Below are 19,742 nucleotides of genomic sequence, written 5' to 3'. Positions count from 1 at the left end.
CTTCTAGCAGGTTTTTTTATGTCTAAAGCCTTTTCAAATAAGCCTTTCAGCTTGTTTCACTACTCAACCGAATTCAACTGGAATTACCCCAAATCAAGCGGAAAATCGGATACAAACCCGGATATATTTGGTTCGATAATGGCGTGCATCCATAAAATAGCTTTAAAGCCTTTGTTTGCAAGGGTTATAGAGAATTGCTTGCCTAATTACTATTATTAGATAAGTTTAAATCTATACTATTTTATTTAAATCATTTTCATTGTTTTCTGCTGTATCTTTCGTAATACGCTTACATTGTTTTTTAAAAATTTTGTTATTTTTTGCTCTATTTGAAGATCTTCTCTCTTTTTGCAACCATAGTTTTTTCATTGTTTTGAGTAATTTGTCTGTTATTCCATCTTTTGGAGCTGTATATATAGCAGTAAAAATAGCTAAATAGCGTTCTTCATTATTAGTAAATTCAAAAAAATTAAAACAAAAACTTTGATTAAGTCTATAATTTTTTTTATGCTGAAGGATTGTAATTGAGTGCTCTTTTTGCAAAAACGCCCATATCCAACGACATTGCTCCTCATTAGATTTATTTATCCAATTTAGAGTATTTTTTGAATTATATATTTTTATCCAATCTTTTTTATAACATTCAATTAAATCATTTGGATAGAAATACTCTAGATTGATATTTGTTAAATCGAAAGCATAACATTTATAAAATGTACCTATTCTTATGCGAGTTGTCTCATGATATGCAAGATAATTAAACATCAGTTGAATAGAATCCAACCTTTCTTTGTGAGAGGTTGGATTTTGGATTTGATTTTCAAAAAAATAGCAGATGACAATATCAATATACTTTCTGTACTGTGTAATATACCTCTTATGTTTAGGTAACCAATCGATCGATTCCCCATCTTGATTAGTAGGATTATCAGTAAATACAGGTAATATTATAGGATTTTGACATATTGTACGTAATTTATACCAAAGGCCCATACATGCCCTTTTATTATTTTTTAACCATGAAAAATCAATTTTGTTGAAATGATATTTTTCATAATATTGCTGTAATTCTTTTAATTTATTCTCAATATACTGTTTAAATAATATTATTTTTTTTTCATCTGATTCCTTTATAACCTTTAAATAGAGATTTTCATTAATTAATTTACAAAAATTAATAGGTAACATGCTTTTTATTTTCTGTCCATTAAGAACAATATAAAAATCATTTACTTTATTTATTAAATAATCATAAATAATAAAACAAGTGTAAAAATTCTTCGTATGTACAATTAATTTACCTTCATGGTCTCTAGTTATAATTGTTTTTTCCATTTTCTATCCACCTAAATTAATGAAGTAAAAAAGAAGTAAAAATGAATATATAATGAAGTATTTTTGAAGCAAATTTTAGACTTACTTACTTGTATTAACAACGAAAAATTGAATATATACTGAATTAAGGTTAATTAATATTATTATATAGAAGTCAATAGTACCCTATCTGAGTAAACCATCAGTTACTAAAACAGTAAAAAAATAATCTTGCTCCTTATCAAATAACTCTAATTTGATAAGGGCAACTAAATGCAAAATAAAAATTTTACTATTAATAAACAACTCAATGATCAACTCATTGCACACCTAAATAAGCTACAAGATAGATACTCAAAAATTTTACCGATTCGAATCGACATTCATTATGCTAAGGATGATGAGTTCAATACTGATATTGAAACAACCAAAAAAGAAATAATGTACTTTCTCTATCAAGCTATGCAACTTGAACTTGATATTGTAGGGTATGCTGTTGTTATGGAATTTAATCAGAATGAACATATCCATTTTCATTCTGTTTTTTATGTAAATGGTCAAAAAAGGCAAAAATACTATCCTATTTACGTTGCTCTGGAACGTGCATGGTATGAACTGACTAAAGGTTATTTATATGATTGTCAGCGGAATAATTATCATATTAATGGGCTAAGGGTGATAAATCATCACGATGATGAAGCATTTCGTTCTGTTTGTTATATGCTTAGTTATTTAGCTAAAACAGAACAGAAATCATTTTTTAAAAAGTGTTATAGCGATTGTCTATTTTTAAGTGAAGTCCCACCTCCAAGTCATCGAGGAAAACCTAGAACACTTGGTCTGAATAAATTTTTAATTTCTTCCCCTATTTAGTAACCCCAAAAAAACATTTCCTTCATTTTGGAAAATCACTATGAATCTTAAAAAAATACGTTTATACAAATCAGTCAACAAAACAGGCTAATTGATATAGATCCAATTCATATAAAGGAATAAAAAATGGACAACTACTATGACCTAATACTAAATAAGCTAAGAGCTCATCATAGATCGTTACTTACAAATTATGGGAAGTTATATCCAGTCAGAATGGATTTTGCCTATCATGACGATGCCTATCAAAGGCAATATGGAATAGATGCGTATATGGATATGTTGAACTTGTCTGATTTAACATTACTTTCCAATCATATTCTTAGCATTGTTTGGGTAATGGCTTTTAATAAACAATACGGCTTTTATTTTCCAACCATGTTGTACTTTAGCTCAGAACAATATGCAAATTATAACGTTATTATGAATTCCGTTACCAATCTTTGGAAGAATGAAACTGATGGATATGGTATTAATGTTGAAAAAAAACTAACTAAGAATGCTTTATCTGAGTTAGCACAACTTTCGTGGAAGAAACATGATCCTCTTCATGCTTTGTATATTAACAGCATGCATACTCTCAACCAAATTAATTGATCGTTATAAACGATATGACAGTGCACAATATATTTCTAATAATAATGATGTATTTTAATTCAATAATAATTTAAGGAGATAAAATGGTTAGATCTGATTGTGGCGAATGCAATGGTACAGGAGTCATCCCTTGTTCATTAGAATATGGCGGTGAACCCCATCCCGAAAATTGCCCTGTATGTGGTGGAGATGTTAATTTTACATTTCCATGTCCAGAATGTTCGGAGTATAAAGATGACTATTATGAGTAGTGTTAGATGGTTGGGTAAAAAACTTTACCAAGTAGGAGACTTTACGGTGACAGAAGTACTTCCATCAGTTATTGTAAGTTCTGCTAACTCCATTTTAAATTCAGATAAAGCAACAGATGAGCAAAAAGCAAAAGCTAAGAAAAGCTTAGCTCGTTATGAAAAAAACAAGAAGTATTAGTAATAAATGAGGCTCCTGTTCATAATTCTGTGTCATTTCCTCTTTTGCTACACAGTTTACCTAAATGACACAAAATATTGAACTCCTCCTCTAATCTTATTCATGAAGCAAACTCATTTATCCGATTTGCTTCATATTTTCTCAATATGTTTCAACACTCTTATTATAAATAATTTTAAATAGATATCATTAGTTGAACATACCAATATGTCCGTTCAATTAACATTTTTATAAGGAGTGTACCATGTTAAATCGTCAAATATTACAAAACACCTTATTTTATTTATTAGAGCCTTCTTACAATCATTTTCATTCTTTATTTAAATCGACAAATAAGGAAGCATGATATGTCAGATAAATTACCTTTACTACTTGATAAACTCTATCAGCTTTGTTTGACTGGTGGTTATGGTTTTTCCTCTGCTTATACATTAGCCGAGCAACATAAAGCCAATTTTCCTTTACATTCAGATAATCTTGATAAACTAATCAAACATGAAACAGACAAAGCAACAGCTACAGGTTTTATCACAGGGTTAGGCGGGATTGCAAGTTTACCTATAACTTTGCCAACAAACGCCTTAAGTGTCTTGTTTATTCAAATGAGGCTCGTTACAACCATTGCTATCTTGCAAGGTCATGATGTGTATGATGAAAGAATTAAAATCTTAATTTTCTTATCATTATGTGTGATGGCAAGCAAGTTAAGATTACAGCAGTTTTGTTTAGCTACATTGATGAAACAGCCAAATGAAGTAATTCGTAAAATAAGCCTATCTGTCATTAAACAGCTTATTAGTATTATAAGTGCAAAGCATAGCTTAAAGTTAATTAAAGTGATCCCGATTTTTGGTGGTGTGATGGGAGCTGTTGTTGATCGCATTATTACTTATCGCATTGGTCAATTTGCTAAAAAACAATTTAATCAAAGCTATTAGTTGAATAACACTAATAATTCCATTACTTAAAAATTCACCTATTTATAAATTTACCTCATTAATTTCAGTTTTTACATGAAGGACATTATGCTTTGCTCAATCTTAACAGGAGAAAAAATGAAAACTTCCTATTCAACAAAGCGCATTGTGACAACAGCGTTAAAGTTGCTCGAAAAGCAGATGAAAATAGAAAAAAATCAGTTCACTAAAACAAAACAGGTTATTGATTATCTTAGAATAAAATTAACACAAAAAGAACGAGAACACTTTGTTGCTATGTACCTAAATAATCAACATCAGTTAATTAAAGTAGAAACACTTTTTATGGGTACAATTAACTCTGTGGAAATCCATCCTAGAGAAATAATTAAACAAGCACTTAAGTATAATGCAGCAGCAGTTATTTTTGCCCATAATCATCCATCAGGCGAATCGCAACCCAGTAATGCAGATCGTAATATCAATCAAAAGCTAACAGAAATATTAAATATCGTTGGTATCCGAGTATTAGATCACATTGTGATTGGTCAACAATCATATTTTTCCTTTGCTGAACAAGTGAATGAGTAATTTTTGAAAATTTATTTAATATTTATTGATCGTTTCTAACGATCAATAAGATCTTATTGATCTGTTTAAACGATATGACTTTACTTTAACGATCAGTGAAAATTAAAAAACTAAATTGAAATATTCTTGAATAAAAAATTAATAATGGAGAGTATTTTTATTATGAAAAATACCTTGCTGGAGTTTTTAACTAAAAATAATTTTTATGGCAGTGAAAAAATTTATTTAGCACCAACAATACCGAATACAAAGTTATCAAATGCACTATCTTGTTATGGTCAAGGATTAAGACCTGAAGAAATTTATATATTAATTGATAATACTGTATTTGGTGGTGCTAAAGATGGTGTATTAATTACAAATAATGAAATGATTTTTAAAGAACCTTTTGAATCTCCTATTAGAATAAATTTTTCTGATATAAAAAAAATTCATTCAGAAAAATCTAATATATTTATTAATGGTTCTAAGTTAATCGCTTTATCAATGCCTAATGCACCCGATATTTACCGTTTATGTTTACTATTACAATTATTTATTGAACAACAAAATGAAAAACAAGAAGAATCACTAGACACCTCACAAACAACAATTTTTTCCGATAAAAACTGCCAATTTATAAATAACAAAAGCCATACAAACTCTACCGTTGAATCTAATGAGATTGAGCAAGCCACTAAAGATTCATTAAATCAAATAGATAAAGGTGTAGCATTCAAGTATATTCCATCCGATGAAATTTATAATTTATTATGTAAGATAAAATTAGTCAGCTCAATTTCTACAATCTTTTTTTTAGACAAAAGAGAAAGCCCTCATACTTACATTTGTAATGAATTTATAAATATTGTTGTTTCATTTGTAAAACAATTCAGAAATAAAATTATAGAAAAAAAACAAGTTAGAGAATTAAAAAATGATATTGCTACCGTTGAAATGCAAGCTTTTGCTTGTTTTTTAATTATATTTAATATTCGATATCGAGGCGTTGATGAAAGGTTATGTCAACAAATAGCCAATGAAAGCATAAGATCATTGCCAAGTATAAATAATAATCGATACTCACAACACCTTTTATCTATTATCCAAACATATGACGATCTCAATGGAGAAGAAGAAATTATTTTAAAATTTATTATCCGTTTAACTCTTACTAATTTGCTAGAAAAATCACTTTCTGATTTATCAAGCATTAGAGAACATTATACAGATACTGAAATCGAAAAGAGCATTATTACTTTGTCTTCAAATCTTGATCCAGAATTTAGCAGTCTATTTAATCAATTGACTAATCAAATTTCAAATTTTGTTAGTCAAATATTTAACACATTTAATTATCATTAATTTTTAAAATAAGGAATGAAAAATGTTTAAAAAAATTATTTTCGCTTATCTTGTTATTGCTTTCTTAGTTGCCACTTATAACTACTTTACCCTTCCTTCAAATGGTAATACTCCTTATATGCTTGGAGTTGCATCAGCAAAAGGAATTTCGTGGTTATTCAGATTGTTCTAAAGGTATAACATGAAAAAAATAATTCTAATAATCATTTTATCCTGTTTGCTATTGCAAGGATGCTCTGATCCAAAATCAGATGCTATCAAAAATATGAAAGATGGTTGTATTCTTGCAACCGATTATTCAAATCGTTCAATTAAATATTGTGAATGTATTGCTGAGCATTCAGTTTCTCAATTAAACGAAAAAGAAATTGAAATATTTAATAAAGCAACAAATAAATTTACACAACAAGATCTTATACACGTTCAAGAAATTTTTTCAAAAATAACAGAAAAAAATTTAGAATCAAAATGCCAATACTAATTTTCAAAAGTATTACTTAGCTGATTAGAATCTACATAAGATGAAAGGAATAACAAAATGTCTAAAATAACATCTAATTTACTCATAGCTATATCTTTATTATTTGCTGGACACTCATTTGCAAATAACAATCCTTACCAAGATAGTCAAATACATACAAATGAATCTCAATTAAGTCAAATGGAACCAATACCACAATATAATTATGTTCCAGTCTATCCTGAACGTTTAAAAACTTTTAATGAATTACTTAAAAAGGAAATACAACATAAAAAAATTACTTTAGACCAAGTTCAATGTATTGATGTTAAGGAAGGAGGATTATGTGAACCTCAAAAAGTAGTTGTTAGATTAGAGTTCGATCTTAGCTATGTTCTTATTGATGGTAAAACTGAAAAAGATGTTCGACTATGGGATATGGATAATACTGATAGACGAGATGCATTTATTGATATTATTGAAGACGATCTTGATAGCTGGTTAAACACTCATGGGCTTCCAATTCGTTCAAGTCGTGATCATGTATTTGCCTTAACTTTAGAAGCTAGGAAATGGTTTAAAGATGCTCCATTTTACGTTGTTGGTCTACAACCAACAAAAGTTGAATATATCACTTATAAATATACTGAACCAGGGTTATCTAGAGTAGATGATGCAAACCAATACGATAAAAATCCTTTTTAATCTTAATACTTTAAATAAAGTATATCTATTAATTTAATAAAAAGCAGTAGGAAACAAAACTATGAAGCATTTAATTGTATTATTTTTATCTATTGTATTTTCAATTAGTATAGCAAATGCACAAAACAACGATGATATTAAACAAGAAAGATTAAATCGACATTTAGCGGTTATCAAAAATGGAGTTGATACTATACTTGTTCCTGTTAAGTTTAATGGGATACGTGACTATTATAATAATGCTGATATTGTTACAGTTATATTTGAATTACGTTATGGCTTTTTAAATAAAGAACAAAAAGATAAGTTTTGGGAAGAAAAATCAAAAGATGGCTCACTTAAAGCTTGGGAGTCTGAAGTCATCGATGGTTTAACAAATAATATTACAGGAAGATTTGACGTGGAAGGCGATACTGATATATCAGTTGACTACAGTAAAACACGTGAAATGGTTTACAACTATACTAAAGACGCTAAAAAATACTTTAAGAGTAATAACATACCCGCCTATGTAATTAGTTTTCAACCTATTTTAGTATCTTACGAAAAATTCACTATTACCGATCCTAACTTATATCCAGATGAAAAACTCATAAGTGACTATTAATCAATAATCTTAACTAATTTTTAAATAAGGACTAAGTGACCATGAAAAAACTTATTATAACTACAATTCTATTATTTATTGATAGATAATGTGTTCCTATTTTGGAGATCAATTAAAACCATTAATAGATATTCTTATTGTTAAATAGTAAAAAAATATTGTTGTTACCTATCTATTGAATGTAATTAACCACATCACTCAATAGAGGTACAACAATGTCAACATTCTTATCCCCTTTGGATGCACAAATACATCCAGATTACCTAATTGATATGAAATATATCACCACACTCACAGGCATGACAGATAAATGGTTTTATGCCTTGATAAAACAAAATAAATTTCCACCCCCTATTAAACTAGGAAGATCCTCGCGTTGGCGTCTGAAAGAGGTTGAAGCATGGATAAATACCAAAACTAATTAACAGTTAAATTTCTATTAACCAAAGCCACATAGTCAAATATGTGGCTTTTTTTATGTCTAAATTTCTATAATTGAGGAATTTCGTTATGTCCTTAACTGATTTAAAAATAAAATCAGCCAAACCACACGATAAACAATATAAACTTTCTGATGGTGATGGTTTATTTTTGCTTGTTCACTCCAACGGTTCTAAATATTGGCGCTTTCGCTATTATTTTAATGCTAAAGAAAAATTAATGTCTATAGGCCAATATCCTAATGTTTTATTAAGCGAAGCTAGAAGGCTACGAGATGAAGCCAAATCATTACTAGCTAGAAATATTGATCCGCAGGTAGAAAAGAAAGCAAAACAGTTTGAAAATGAAATACAAGTTACTTTTGAACAAATTGCTCGTAAATGGTGTACCAATAATAAAACTTGGTCTGAGCCACATAGAGCAAAAGTACTACGAACATTAGAATTGTATTTATTCCCAAAAATTGGCGCTTATTCTATTTCAGCATTAACTACTCGTCAGTTAATTGTTCCAATTAAAACTGTTGAAGAGCAGGGGCGTTTTGAAGTCGCTAGCCGATTACAACAACGTACTTCAGCAATAATGCGCTATGCAGTACAAAATGGTTATATTTCTTATAACCCTGCTCAAGATTTAAAAGGGGTAGTGAGTAAAGTAAAAGTGAATCATCGCCCTGCACTTGAACTCGAACAAATACCTGAACTTTTAGAACGCATTGATAATTTTAAAGGACGAGAGTTAACCAAATTAGCAATTAAACTTTCTCTACTTATATTTATTCGTTCTAGTGAACTACGATTTGCTCGTTGGTCAGAAATTGATTTCGATAAAAAGATTTGGACTATTCCAGCTGAAAGGGAGGAAATTGATGGTGTACCTCATTCTCAACGAGGTTCCAAAATGAGAACACCTCATTTAATTCCACTAAGTGATCAAGCAATTGAAATCTTAAAACAGATTCATGAAATTAGTGGCATGTACGAACTAGTATTTATTGGGGATCACTCAGCAAGAAAGCCAATGAGCGAAAACACAATAAACAAAGCATTACGTTCTATTGGCTATGATACCAAAACAGAACTTTGTGGGCATGGGTTTAGAACAATGGCCTGTAGTGCTTTGGTTGAATCTAATCTCTGGTCACGAGATGCTGTGGAACGCCAGATGAGTCATCAAGAACGTAATGGTGTAAGGGCTGCTTATATTCATAAAGCACAGCACATTATTGAACGAACAAAAATGGTTCAGTGGTGGGCTGATTACTTAGATTCAATCCGAACTGAATATGTCATGCCTTATGAATTCAAAACTGCTTAAAAAGCACTCTACTATTTAATTCTCTTTTCAAAAATCAATTATTTTAATATCTAAAAATTTAAGGAGATGTTTATGCAAACATTACCGAATGTATCGTCATACCCTGAATCCACTGCGGTGGGTTCGGGTACGATCTCAGTATTTGTAACCAATTTAGGAAAATATAACGAAGGTGAGTTAGTAGGCGAATGGCTTGCTTTACCAACAACACCTGAACAAGTAAAACAATACTTTCAAAGAATTGGTATTGATGGTATTAACTATGATGAGTATTTCTTAACAGATTATGAATCAACTGTCTATGGTGTATCAAATTATATATCAGAACATAGTAATCTTGATGAATTAAACTTTTTAGCCTGTAAACTTAACGAATTAAGTCATGATGAAATGGAAATTTATGAAGCAGTTATTGATGTTGGAGACTATGTTAATTCTATTACTGACTTAATTAATTTATCTGATAACTTAGATTGCTTTCAATCCTTGTCCAATATTTCTGATGAATATGATTTAGGTTTTTATTGGATTGCAGAAAGTGGCTGTTATAGTTTAAAAGAGCTAGGCAATTTAAGTAACTACTTTGATTATGAACGCTACGGTCATGATATTACGCTCGAACAAAATGGCACATTTTATTCTGGTAATTACATCTATTATACAGGCGAAAGTTTTAGTTCCGATTACGATGGTAAAAGTATTCCTGAAGAGTATTGTGTTTTGACAGAACCAAATGATTTTGATGATTAGTTAATACCCCAATAAAGCTTATTTAAAGCTTTATTGGGGTAATTATTAATGATTATATTTTTTTGATTTTGTCATTATTTTTGTCTTGTTATGTTTAACATATGGTTTCTAAATGGTATTAATAAAATATACCAGTTTAAAATAGGATTATTTTTAGATAATACATAATTATGTGAATTTTTTTAATTTTATATAGAAATGGTTAATACTTTTTAATATTTCCAACAATGCTAAGAAGTTTCTATATTTTTAGCATTTTCTTTATACTCTCATTCTCTACTCCAAAGTATGATCGAAAAAGGCGCGAGAAAAAGCAATATTTGAGGAATTAATAGTCAAATTGACGTGAATAAGCCATAAACTATTTTTTTATTTTTTATTAAATTATTATATATTGTTTAGATTATCTTTATGTAAGTAAATTACTTATATTACTAGAAAATGATGAGGAACAGTTATGAGTTCAATTGGGGTTAGAGTTAGTGGTAATGTGATAAGTGAACTATCGGATAAAATACCTTCTCATATTGTTGCTTTAAATGAGCTTACTAAAAATGCATATGATGCCTTTGCAACAGAAGTAATCATCAAACTAGATACAATCAATAATAAACTAATTATAAAAGATAACGGTTTGGGGATGGATGATAAAAATATTAGAAAATTATTTCATATTTCTAATAGTGAAAAGAAGTACGGAAAGCTCATTAAGAATAAAGAAAAGAATTTGCAAAGATATACCCAAGGTTCTAAAGGATTAGGATTTCTATCTGTTTTTAAATTTGGCTCTAATGTCACATGGATAACAAATAAAAATAATAAAAAAATAATATTTTCAGTTAATAAAGATGATTTAATTTCACGAAAAAATGTTGCCTCATATCGTTTAATAACAAAAGAAGAACCATCTACTGAAATTGGTACAACTATTTTTATTGAACTGGAGCGATTTTATACTGATGTTTTAGAAAAATATTTTTCACAAGAAAAAAATATAAAAAAGATAATCAATGCTTTTTATGATGAACAATTTAAAATAACTTTGGAAACAAATCATGGTTTATACGAAAGTGAAAAACACTCTAATTTCATAAATATTGCCAATGAAGATCAGCTTTTTTATATTACTTATTCATCTACAAAAGCTAAAATTAAGTTTTTTTATTGTGGAGATTTAATTAAAGAAATTCCATATATTATACATACAGAAGAATATGAATTAGATGTAGAATTGATGGCATATTCATTACAAGCGTATGGTAAGAGAAAAATTTCACAATTATATTATCGAGAACATGACGATGCATTAACCCCGCTAATTTATATCAATAATAATTTATTTCATAATTATACTTTATTTGATGCAAACTTGTTTAGACAAAAGAAATCTGGAGAATCTTTACCGCAACTTATTGGCTATATTAAAATCATTAGTTCCCATACGCAATTAGAATTCAATTCAGACAGAACTCAGTTTGTTCAAAATCAATTAACATTAAATATAGAAAACACATTAAAAGAATTAAATAAAATTATTCAAAAAGAAGGTTCAAATCTTAGACATTTTTTAAAAGAAGAAGATGACCAAAAGATTAAAACAGGATCCGCTTTTCCTTATGAAAAAAAACTGGAAACAAACGATAACTCGAAAAATAAAATTCTTCCTCAACCAGCCCAAATAAAGTTACGAGAAAAAATAAAAAAAATACATATTCCTTCTAAACAAATAGACCTTTTAAGGGAAATTACATATGCAATTAATAGCGAAGGAAAACAAATAGATTTATCTAAAGACATACAAATAGAAATTAATAATAATAAAATTATTAACTCGATTTTAGAGAGTCAAGAACAACCATGTGAGAAATTAATTACATACATTTATAATGATTATATAACCGGCAAATTAGTCGAAAAATTAATTTTAAAATTTGAATTACCAGAAGCTAAAATCTTGGCTAAAAACAAAAAAAGTTTATTTAATCTTCCTTCCACAAAAGATTATTCAATCAATATACCATATGTGTCAAACTTGATATTACAACTCGAGAAACTTCATAAAGAAAAAGGAGATTATTATAATGGAATTATTGCTTGCACATTGAGGAGTATCTTTGAGTTATGTTGTGATTATTTAAAAAATAACAAATCTACTATTTTTAAAACGTATTCTGGTACACTTAAATTAGAGTCATGTATTGCGTACATTATTTCGTTTATTGGTGTTAACGATAATTTAAAACACGAAATAAGTAAAATCACAGGAATAAATTATACAACCCTAAATAATTTATTAGATAAAAATGCATTTTTAAATGCAATAAAGAAAGCTCATTTAGGTGTTCACAAATCAACGGCTTTTTTAACGGATTTGGAAGTAAAAGACTTAGCAAAGAAAGCAGGTATATTTGCTACTCTTTCCGATGCTTTATTATATAATGTTACAGATAATATTATTATACAATGCAAAATACCAAATCCATAAACTATAAAGGGAACTAAAATGATAGGTGATATATCATTCCGAGATTATAAAAAAAATGATATACATGGTTTGGCTCTTTATCCAGCGACTATGGTTGCACCAGTGCAAAATATTATTCTTCAAGAATTATTAAAAACAGAACAAATTTCTTCTGTTTTTGATCCTTTTCACGGTTCTGGGACTGCCCTTTATGAAGCTTTAGAATTATCTCCTGATATTAAACTTATTGGTTGTGATATAAATCCTTTAGCACATTTAATTACCCTAGTAAAATTACAAGGTATCACGAAAAATATAACAAAAGATATATTAGAATTAAAGGGGAATTTAAATACTGTTGAAGCTGATGATTTTTCATTTCCAAATATGAATAAGTGGTTTCGACCTGATATTACTGAAAGTATTAAGAAAGTTCGTCAATCCATTATTTTAATTAAAAGTAAAAAAAATAGATTATATTTTTGGTCTATCTTAAGTACTTTTATTCGTAAATACAGTAATACTCGCAGTTCTACATATAAATTACACTCTAAAGATACAGAAGCTATCGAGCGTATGAAAAATACCTTAATTAATGATTTTCTAAGTTCTGTTGAAGATAATGTTTCAAAATTTACTATATCATCATCGAATATAAAATTATACAAAAATGATGTACTAAACCAGTTAACTAAATTCAAAGAAAAAACTGTTGATTTATCTATTTCTTCACCACCTTATGGTGATAACGCAACAACGGTACCATATGGGCAATTTTCTTCCTTAGCATTGCATTGGATTGACAAAAAAGATCTCGTTTTTGATGGATGGGAATTAGACAACTATTCTTCTATAGATCGAAGAAGCTTAGGTGGTAACTACAAAGGCCTTATTGATAATGAAAAAGGAAATCTTCTCATAAAACCATATCTTGAAAAAATTTCCACTTCTAAGCAAAAAAAAGTTATCTGTTTCTTTAAAGATTATTTCATATTTCTTGATGAGTTATGTCGAGTGACAAATAAATATATTGTTTTAACACTGGGTAATCGCACAGTCGATGGTATAAATATTAATTTAACTTCTATAACACAGGAATATTTAGAATATAAAAACTTTAAAAATATTCACAAAAGTAATCGGGATATTCCTAATAAAAGAATTCCGAGGTTGACCTCTAAAGTTAATAATAAATCGGTTCTTTCAATGAATAAAGAATATGTTATTATTCATCGGAGAATTAACTAATCGTTTTAATAATGATAATTTAAATATTAAGTAATATATATGGAAACTTTTTCAAATAATCTTAAAGAGCAGCAACCACTTAAATTAAAAATTGATGCTAATGTTGTTAGGCAACTTGGTGAGGAACTGATTTCAGACCCTGAGCAAGCAATACTAGAATTAGTAAAAAATAGCTATGACGCTGATTCTGATTGGTGTGTTGTAAATATTGATACAACTTATCAAGAAGAAATTTCAGGCGTTACCTATAAAGGTAGAATAACAATTGAAGATGATGGCGTTGGCATGACTCAACAACAAATATCTAAAGGTTGGCTAACTATAAGTTATTCTGAAAAACAAAAGTTAAAAAAAGAATATAAACTAACCAAAAAACATCATAGAAGTTACCAAGGTGATAAAGGTTTAGGTCGATTAAGTTCAATGAAATTAGGTAGTGTCTTAAGATTAAATACATCTACTGATAAAGATATTCCTAGTTTATTTGTTCAATTAAATTGGGATGAATTTCGCCCTGGTACTACATTAGATAATATACCGGTTCAATTATCGCAAAATGAAGCTCGAAACAGAGGAACAAAATTAGAAATTATCGGACTTACGGATCTTGATAAATGGAAAAGTACTGAATCAAAGAGAGAGCTTCAAACAAAGTTATCTTCTCTCATATCACCATTTAAAATAGACGAAAACTTTAATGTCTTTTTAAATATAGATAAAAACGATATTGATTTATCAAAATTAACTGAAGACGTTTTAAAAATAGCAGTAGTTCAATTTAACTTCGAATATAAAAATGGGATTTTATGTTGTTTAGGAAAAGTTAAATTACCCTATTATTTAGGAACCAAAACTCAATCGGAAAGTAGATACAATAAATTTATTAAGTCAGACAATGGACAAGAATTTTATAATTTCCTAAATGAGGTTAGTAATTTAAAAGAATATAAATTAAAAAAACTAAATAACCAAAAAGAAACTGATTGGTTTATGGAGTTTTCTCAAGAGTATAACTGGCAAGACATCACTGCCTATAAAACTCCATATGAATCTCCAGGTAATTTTGTAGCTGAATGGAATTATATTTTTTTAGGAAATAAGGCATTTAGGATATTATCCAATGAATCTGGATTAGAAGATATAAATATTGAATTGGTAAAGACATTAACAGGAATCGGTGTATATAAAGGACAGTTCAGAGTTGGTAAATCAGAAGATGATTGGCTTGGGTTGGCTAAAGATAAAACATCTGGTGAAGGATTTTACTCATTACGCCCAGAAAATACTATTGGTTATTTTTCCTTTCCTGCTTATGAAGGTGAAAGCCTTAAGGAAAAATCAGATCGACAAGGTTTTGTAGAAAATGAAGCATATAACGGGTTTATGTCTATTGCAAAAAAAATGATTGCATTTTCTAATCAATTTCTTAATAGATCCCGTAGAGCAAGTATCACTTTTACTGAAAATAAAAATTTATTAGAAAATAATAGACCAGAAACATTCAATGCCGAAGATGCCATTCTAGAAATAAAAAATTTAACGTCTAATGCTAAAAGTAAAAAAGAAAAAGTATACCAATCCTCTAAAGAAACAGTTGTAGTTATCGAAAATGCAAAAAAAAGTATAGATTCAGCATTAAATGACTTATTTCTTGATGATAAAGCGCGTGAAGTAATTCAAATACTAAAAAATCAAGTAAATCTAGTGAATGAAAAGTACCTCGCATTCAATTCTGAATATGATGGTTTTTTAAATACTCTTGTATCTCATGAAATATCGGCTGATAAAATTATTTATAGGCTAGAGCAGTTTGAAAAACAAATTGATGATTTTTATGATTTTACAGCGATTGGATTAGCAGCGCAAAATTTAGCACATGAAATAAACCCTCAGTTAGATGATATTACCTTAAATGCTAATGAGATTAAAAAGTCATTACAATCTTTAAACATACAAAATATAAATATATATTCCCAAATCAATACCATTATTAGAACAACTCAGGTTATAGCTAAAGATGTAACATTAATCAATCCAATGCTTCGTTCGAGAAGAGAGAAGATGGATGACCTTAATATTCTATCCGTTGCACAAAACTATATTGAGTTAAGGGAAGAGCGGTTTAAATCGGAAGAAATTAAATTTATTTTATTGGATGAACAATTATCAATAAATATTAAATTTAATAAAGGCAAGTTTACTCAGATCATTGATAACCTTGTTAGAAATAGTGAGTATTGGCTAAATCATTTCTATAAAATTAATAATAATGATCAAAAGAAGATTTTTATTCAATATACTCCGACAGGTTTTATTCTTTGGGACACAGGTCCTGGAATAAGAGAGGGAATGGATCAAGTATTATTTGAAATGTTTACGACAGATAAAGTTAATGGCCAAGGATTAGGGTTATTTATAACAAATAAAATATTGAATCAAAGAGGCTGTAATATTCGTTTGTTAAATGAACTTAATTCAAGAAACCGAAAATATAAATTTGAAATTGATATGACTGGGGCTATCTCGGATGGAAACTAAAGTAACAAACTTATTATCTAAAGCAATTGGTATTGAAGAAATCATTTGGATTGACGATAACTTTTCTCAAACTTCAATTAACGAAAAGGAAAAAGATATAAATATTGATAATATAGTTGACCAAATCGAGAGTATTTTAGATGCTAATGCTCAAGACATTGATGAGCTTGAGGCTATCTTGGGATTGGATTTAAAACAGTATAACAACAATAAAGGGCCTATATTAAAAAATATCAAAGATAAATTACATTCAAATGGTACTAATTTGGATTTGATATTAAAACAATTGGAAAGTAAATTTTCTGAAGAAGAACTTACTGTATCCGCTATACAAAATATTGTAGACACATTAAATAGTTTTTTTAAGGTAGAAAAAATATCTTTATTTGATTGGAAAGAAAGGAAATATGAACTGATGAGTAAAAATCAAAATAAACTTTTTCTAATTGATAAAGAATTTGACAATGAAGGTGGCACTAAAAATGATGGAATCATGATTATAGAAGAGATACTGCGAAAAAGTATAGAAGAGACACAGCAAAAAGATGCAATTAATTCTAATTTTCCGATTTGCATTCTATTTACCCACAAATGTCAAGATAATGAGGAGGAAGTAGAAAAGATTAGAAAAGATACTTATTCCGATCTAAAAGGCTTAATTCCGAATCTACCATCATATTGTGTTCAAGTACTTTCAAAGTCAAAATTTGCACAGCCAGAAAAGGTGAAAACGAATCTTATCCCCGCTTTAAAAACTCTTTTAGTGAGACGCACATTAACTAAAATGGCTTATAGCCTGAAAAATAATTTAAATAAAAATATTAATGATATTACAGATCTTTTAATTAATTCAAATATTCATGAATTAGAGGATGTTATTTTTGGCTCGACAAATAAGGAAGGTGTATCTGAATTAGAATTATTAGATAGAATATATCATCTACATCAGAGAAAAGTTTTGTCGGAATTAATATCTACGACTCCAAATATAATAGAAGATATTATAAAATTACGTAATATTAGAGAATCATTAGAAGGTAACATTAGTACGACTAGTTCTGAATCTAAATCTTATGCTGAATTTATAGCTATGAGAAGACAGGAGGTATGGACAAATGAAGATATTATTAATAAAATTCATATGCCTATATCAAATGGTGATATTTTTAAAATTGGTGAAAGTGAATATATATTAATTGCTCAACCTTGTGAAATCGCGATTAGACGAAATGGAAAAAGAAAAACGGATATTGCTATTTTAGCCCCTATTTCTAAAAAAGATAACAACAATATTATTGATAAATTAGCTGATAAATTAAGATCAGGTATCTGCTATGCCTTTAGTGAGCATGCAAAAGATAATAGTCAATGGTATGTAGAATTTAATCTTTCTTTCTATGTTAATATAAATGTACTTGATTTATGTACTTTTAATGAACAAGGAGAAGCTACTTTTTCTAGTCAGAGTTCAAAACCAAGAATTCTTGATATAGGAGGACAAGGAAAAAGATTTGAAGTTTTACTTCGCAATCTCTCAAATACAGACCCTCAACCAATACCAACCGAGCTAAAAATAGAAATCCCAAAAATTATTGGCAAACCGAATGAGGATCAAAATTTCATACTAACTTATTCAGAAAAAGAAAATAAATGGAAGTCTAATATAAAAAGAGTTCGGAAATTGGAAGATCCTTTCGCTGAATATGTTCTAAATAAATATTTTCTATATCGTTCAAGAAAAGCATTTGAACACGATTTTACTGCAACTGATTAAATAATATAGTTGCATATTTTTAAATGTCGAAAAATATCGTAAATTTATTATTTTGTGAAATATTATCCATTATTTCATATAGAAAATATTTAAATTTTTTATGATGAAAAACTTAATTTTATTTTTAAAATAGAATTATTTAATTGTAATTATCTCTTAAAACATTACAGTAAAAGAACTTGTCGTTATAAATGAGATATGTCAATGCCTACCTTTTATAAATGATGAGATAAATATGGCTGTATGCAATCATCTGGGATTAAGTGATTAAAACAGTTGGGAGTTAGGAGTTGGAAGCTGAAAGTCGTAAACCCCAATAAATATATACCGAATTTAGCTTAACATATCTGCTTCAGAAACAAATTATAAAAAATATAGTAATGATGTCAATTCGTCAGAGTTGGGTACTCTTACTACTATCACAATACAGTGTAACAATTAAAATGCATTGTAATATTGTGAATTTAAGTCGTTGAGCTTACTGCCATCAACCTAAATCGTCAGATGACTCTATGAGTATTTCATTACTTAAGTCAATAATGGATAAGTATTTACATTAGGGCGCTCCCCAATATTTTCATCAAATCAGAAAACAGAAATAGGCGAATAATCATAAACGGATTCATAGCTTTTATCGACAATAAAAGCTCAAAATTTACGTTAAACGTAACAAACGATTACCTCAGAATTATCCTAAACTATCATCAATACCATATCATCAGGGATAATATTGATTTATATTTTATGAGTGATAGTTCTCAAGGCCACCATCGATTTAGAACTTTTGATGTCATTGATGATTTTAATCGTGAAGCAGTGATATAAAAGTCAGTTTTTCGTTGGTAAAATTACTTGCTAGTTAGACTAGCCCAATACCAAGGTTATCTATTAAAAATATGAGTTAATAATGAAACAGAATTTATCACAAACAGATTCATAAGTTAATCAAAATCAAATGGAATAACCATAGATTACATTAAAATTGATAGCCCTTCTCAAAACGGCGGTATTGAACGAAAATATTAGATTTTTTTAAATTTTGCGCTAATTTTTAACCAATTTTTATGATTTAAGTTATCGAGGGCATAAATGACAAAAATTCACCTATTTTATTAACATTCCCTATTAAAGAATAGAGCAAATTTAATATTATTTATTCAATTTTAAAGCTCATATATTATAATTTGGATGTTTAGTATATTACAAATTATTTTTTGGATACAACTTCGGATACATTCCCCAACTTCAATTCCTCCAACCCAATAATACCAATACTTTAAACTGTATCTTCGATTCCGCGTCCGGGCACCAATCACCAAATTCTAAGACCTGCTTCTAGCAGGTTTTTTTATGTCTAAAGCCTTTTCAAATAA

General features: G+C 28.5%; 20 protein-coding genes. 19 read left to right on the top strand and 1 reads right to left on the bottom strand.

Annotated elements, in window-relative coordinates; translation table 11 throughout:
• On the top strand, positions 1-219 hold a 219-nt coding region (locus GQ596_RS11130; RefSeq protein WP_237398406.1), incomplete at its 5' end, for a hypothetical protein.
• Positions 220-231: 12 nt separating this feature from the next.
• Here GQ596_RS11130 and GQ596_RS10500 read toward each other — a convergent pair.
• The gene (locus GQ596_RS10500) at positions 232-1,335 is read right to left on the bottom strand and encodes a hypothetical protein (protein WP_160401679.1); all 1,104 of its coding nucleotides are present in this window, start codon (positions 1,333-1,335) and stop codon (positions 232-234) included.
• Positions 1,336-1,587: 252 nt separating this feature from the next.
• Between GQ596_RS10500 and GQ596_RS10495 the strand changes: the two genes are divergently transcribed.
• The 18 genes from GQ596_RS10495 (at position 1,588) to GQ596_RS10410 (ending at position 18,369) form a co-directional block, all read left to right on the top strand.
• Positions 1,588-2,187: an inovirus-type Gp2 protein gene (locus GQ596_RS10495; RefSeq protein ID WP_160401678.1), complete on the top strand. Its 600-nt coding sequence runs from the start codon at positions 1,588-1,590 to the stop codon at positions 2,185-2,187.
• A 273-nt stretch (positions 2,188-2,460) separates the two neighbouring features.
• On the top strand, positions 2,461-2,784 hold the full coding sequence (locus GQ596_RS10490; RefSeq protein ID WP_143426343.1) for a hypothetical protein: 324 nt from the start codon (positions 2,461-2,463) through the stop codon (positions 2,782-2,784).
• Positions 2,785-2,867: 83 nt separating this feature from the next.
• Positions 2,868-3,035: a hypothetical protein gene (locus GQ596_RS10485; protein ID WP_160401677.1), complete on the top strand. Its 168-nt coding sequence runs from the start codon at positions 2,868-2,870 to the stop codon at positions 3,033-3,035.
• Positions 3,028-3,213 carry a hypothetical protein gene (locus tag GQ596_RS10480; RefSeq protein ID WP_160401676.1) on the top strand — a complete coding sequence of 62 codons (186 nt, stop codon included), beginning with the start codon at positions 3,028-3,030 and terminating at the stop codon, positions 3,211-3,213. Before GQ596_RS10485 ends, GQ596_RS10480 begins: the two co-directional genes overlap by 8 nt.
• A 347-nt stretch (positions 3,214-3,560) precedes the next feature.
• On the top strand, positions 3,561-4,151 hold the full coding sequence (locus tag GQ596_RS10475) for an EcsC family protein (protein WP_160401675.1): 591 nt from the start codon (positions 3,561-3,563) through the stop codon (positions 4,149-4,151).
• Positions 4,152-4,268: 117 nt separating this feature from the next.
• Positions 4,269-4,721 carry a RadC family protein gene (locus GQ596_RS10470; RefSeq protein ID WP_202112965.1) on the top strand — a complete coding sequence of 151 codons (453 nt, stop codon included), beginning with the start codon at positions 4,269-4,271 and terminating at the stop codon, positions 4,719-4,721.
• Between the two features lie 126 nt (positions 4,722-4,847).
• Positions 4,848-6,065, top strand: a complete 1,218-nt coding sequence (locus GQ596_RS10465) for a hypothetical protein (protein ID WP_160401673.1) — start codon at positions 4,848-4,850, stop codon at positions 6,063-6,065.
• Between the two features lie 22 nt (positions 6,066-6,087).
• On the top strand, positions 6,088-6,237 hold the full coding sequence (locus GQ596_RS10460) for a hypothetical protein (RefSeq protein ID WP_160401672.1): 150 nt from the start codon (positions 6,088-6,090) through the stop codon (positions 6,235-6,237).
• A 9-nt stretch (positions 6,238-6,246) separates the two neighbouring features.
• Complete coding sequence (locus GQ596_RS10455; protein ID WP_065610211.1) at positions 6,247-6,546, top strand: hypothetical protein; 300 nt, start codon at positions 6,247-6,249, stop codon at positions 6,544-6,546.
• A gap of 57 nt (positions 6,547-6,603) precedes the next feature.
• Complete coding sequence (locus tag GQ596_RS10450; RefSeq protein WP_160401671.1) at positions 6,604-7,230, top strand: hypothetical protein; 627 nt, start codon at positions 6,604-6,606, stop codon at positions 7,228-7,230.
• 61 nt (positions 7,231-7,291) lie between these two features.
• Positions 7,292-7,837, top strand: a complete 546-nt coding sequence (locus GQ596_RS10445) for a hypothetical protein (protein ID WP_075524130.1) — start codon at positions 7,292-7,294, stop codon at positions 7,835-7,837.
• A gap of 215 nt (positions 7,838-8,052) precedes the next feature.
• Entirely contained in the window at positions 8,053-8,262 is a 210-nt protein-coding gene (locus GQ596_RS10440; protein WP_160401670.1) for an AlpA family transcriptional regulator, read from the top strand.
• 85 nt (positions 8,263-8,347) lie between these two features.
• Positions 8,348-9,595, top strand: coding sequence for an integrase arm-type DNA-binding domain-containing protein (locus GQ596_RS10435; RefSeq protein WP_160401669.1), 1,248 nt, complete (start codon positions 8,348-8,350; stop codon positions 9,593-9,595).
• A 72-nt stretch (positions 9,596-9,667) separates the two neighbouring features.
• Positions 9,668-10,345, top strand: coding sequence for an antirestriction protein ArdA (locus GQ596_RS10430; RefSeq protein WP_160401668.1), 678 nt, complete (start codon positions 9,668-9,670; stop codon positions 10,343-10,345).
• A 457-nt stretch (positions 10,346-10,802) separates the two neighbouring features.
• Positions 10,803-12,830: an ATP-binding protein gene (locus GQ596_RS10425; RefSeq protein WP_160401667.1), complete on the top strand. Its 2,028-nt coding sequence runs from the start codon at positions 10,803-10,805 to the stop codon at positions 12,828-12,830.
• A gap of 18 nt (positions 12,831-12,848) precedes the next feature.
• Positions 12,849-14,057 carry a modification methylase gene (locus GQ596_RS10420; RefSeq protein WP_160401666.1) on the top strand — a complete coding sequence of 403 codons (1,209 nt, stop codon included), beginning with the start codon at positions 12,849-12,851 and terminating at the stop codon, positions 14,055-14,057.
• 39 nt (positions 14,058-14,096) lie between these two features.
• The gene (locus tag GQ596_RS10415; RefSeq protein ID WP_160401665.1) at positions 14,097-16,595 is read left to right on the top strand and encodes an ATP-binding protein; all 2,499 of its coding nucleotides are present in this window, start codon (positions 14,097-14,099) and stop codon (positions 16,593-16,595) included.
• Positions 16,585-18,369 (top strand): hypothetical protein, encoded by a 1,785-nt coding sequence (locus GQ596_RS10410; RefSeq protein ID WP_160401664.1) that lies wholly within the window; start codon positions 16,585-16,587, stop codon positions 18,367-18,369. Before GQ596_RS10415 ends, GQ596_RS10410 begins: the two co-directional genes overlap by 11 nt.
• Positions 18,370-19,742: the final 1,373 nt, after the last annotated feature.

The sequence above is a fragment of the Gilliamella sp. Pra-s60 genome (assembly GCF_009795755.1).
Lineage (GTDB): Bacteria > Pseudomonadota > Gammaproteobacteria > Enterobacterales > Orbaceae > Gilliamella.
The sequence above is the reverse complement of the archived record's forward strand: the minus strand, read 5'-3'. Positions and strand labels throughout refer to the sequence as shown.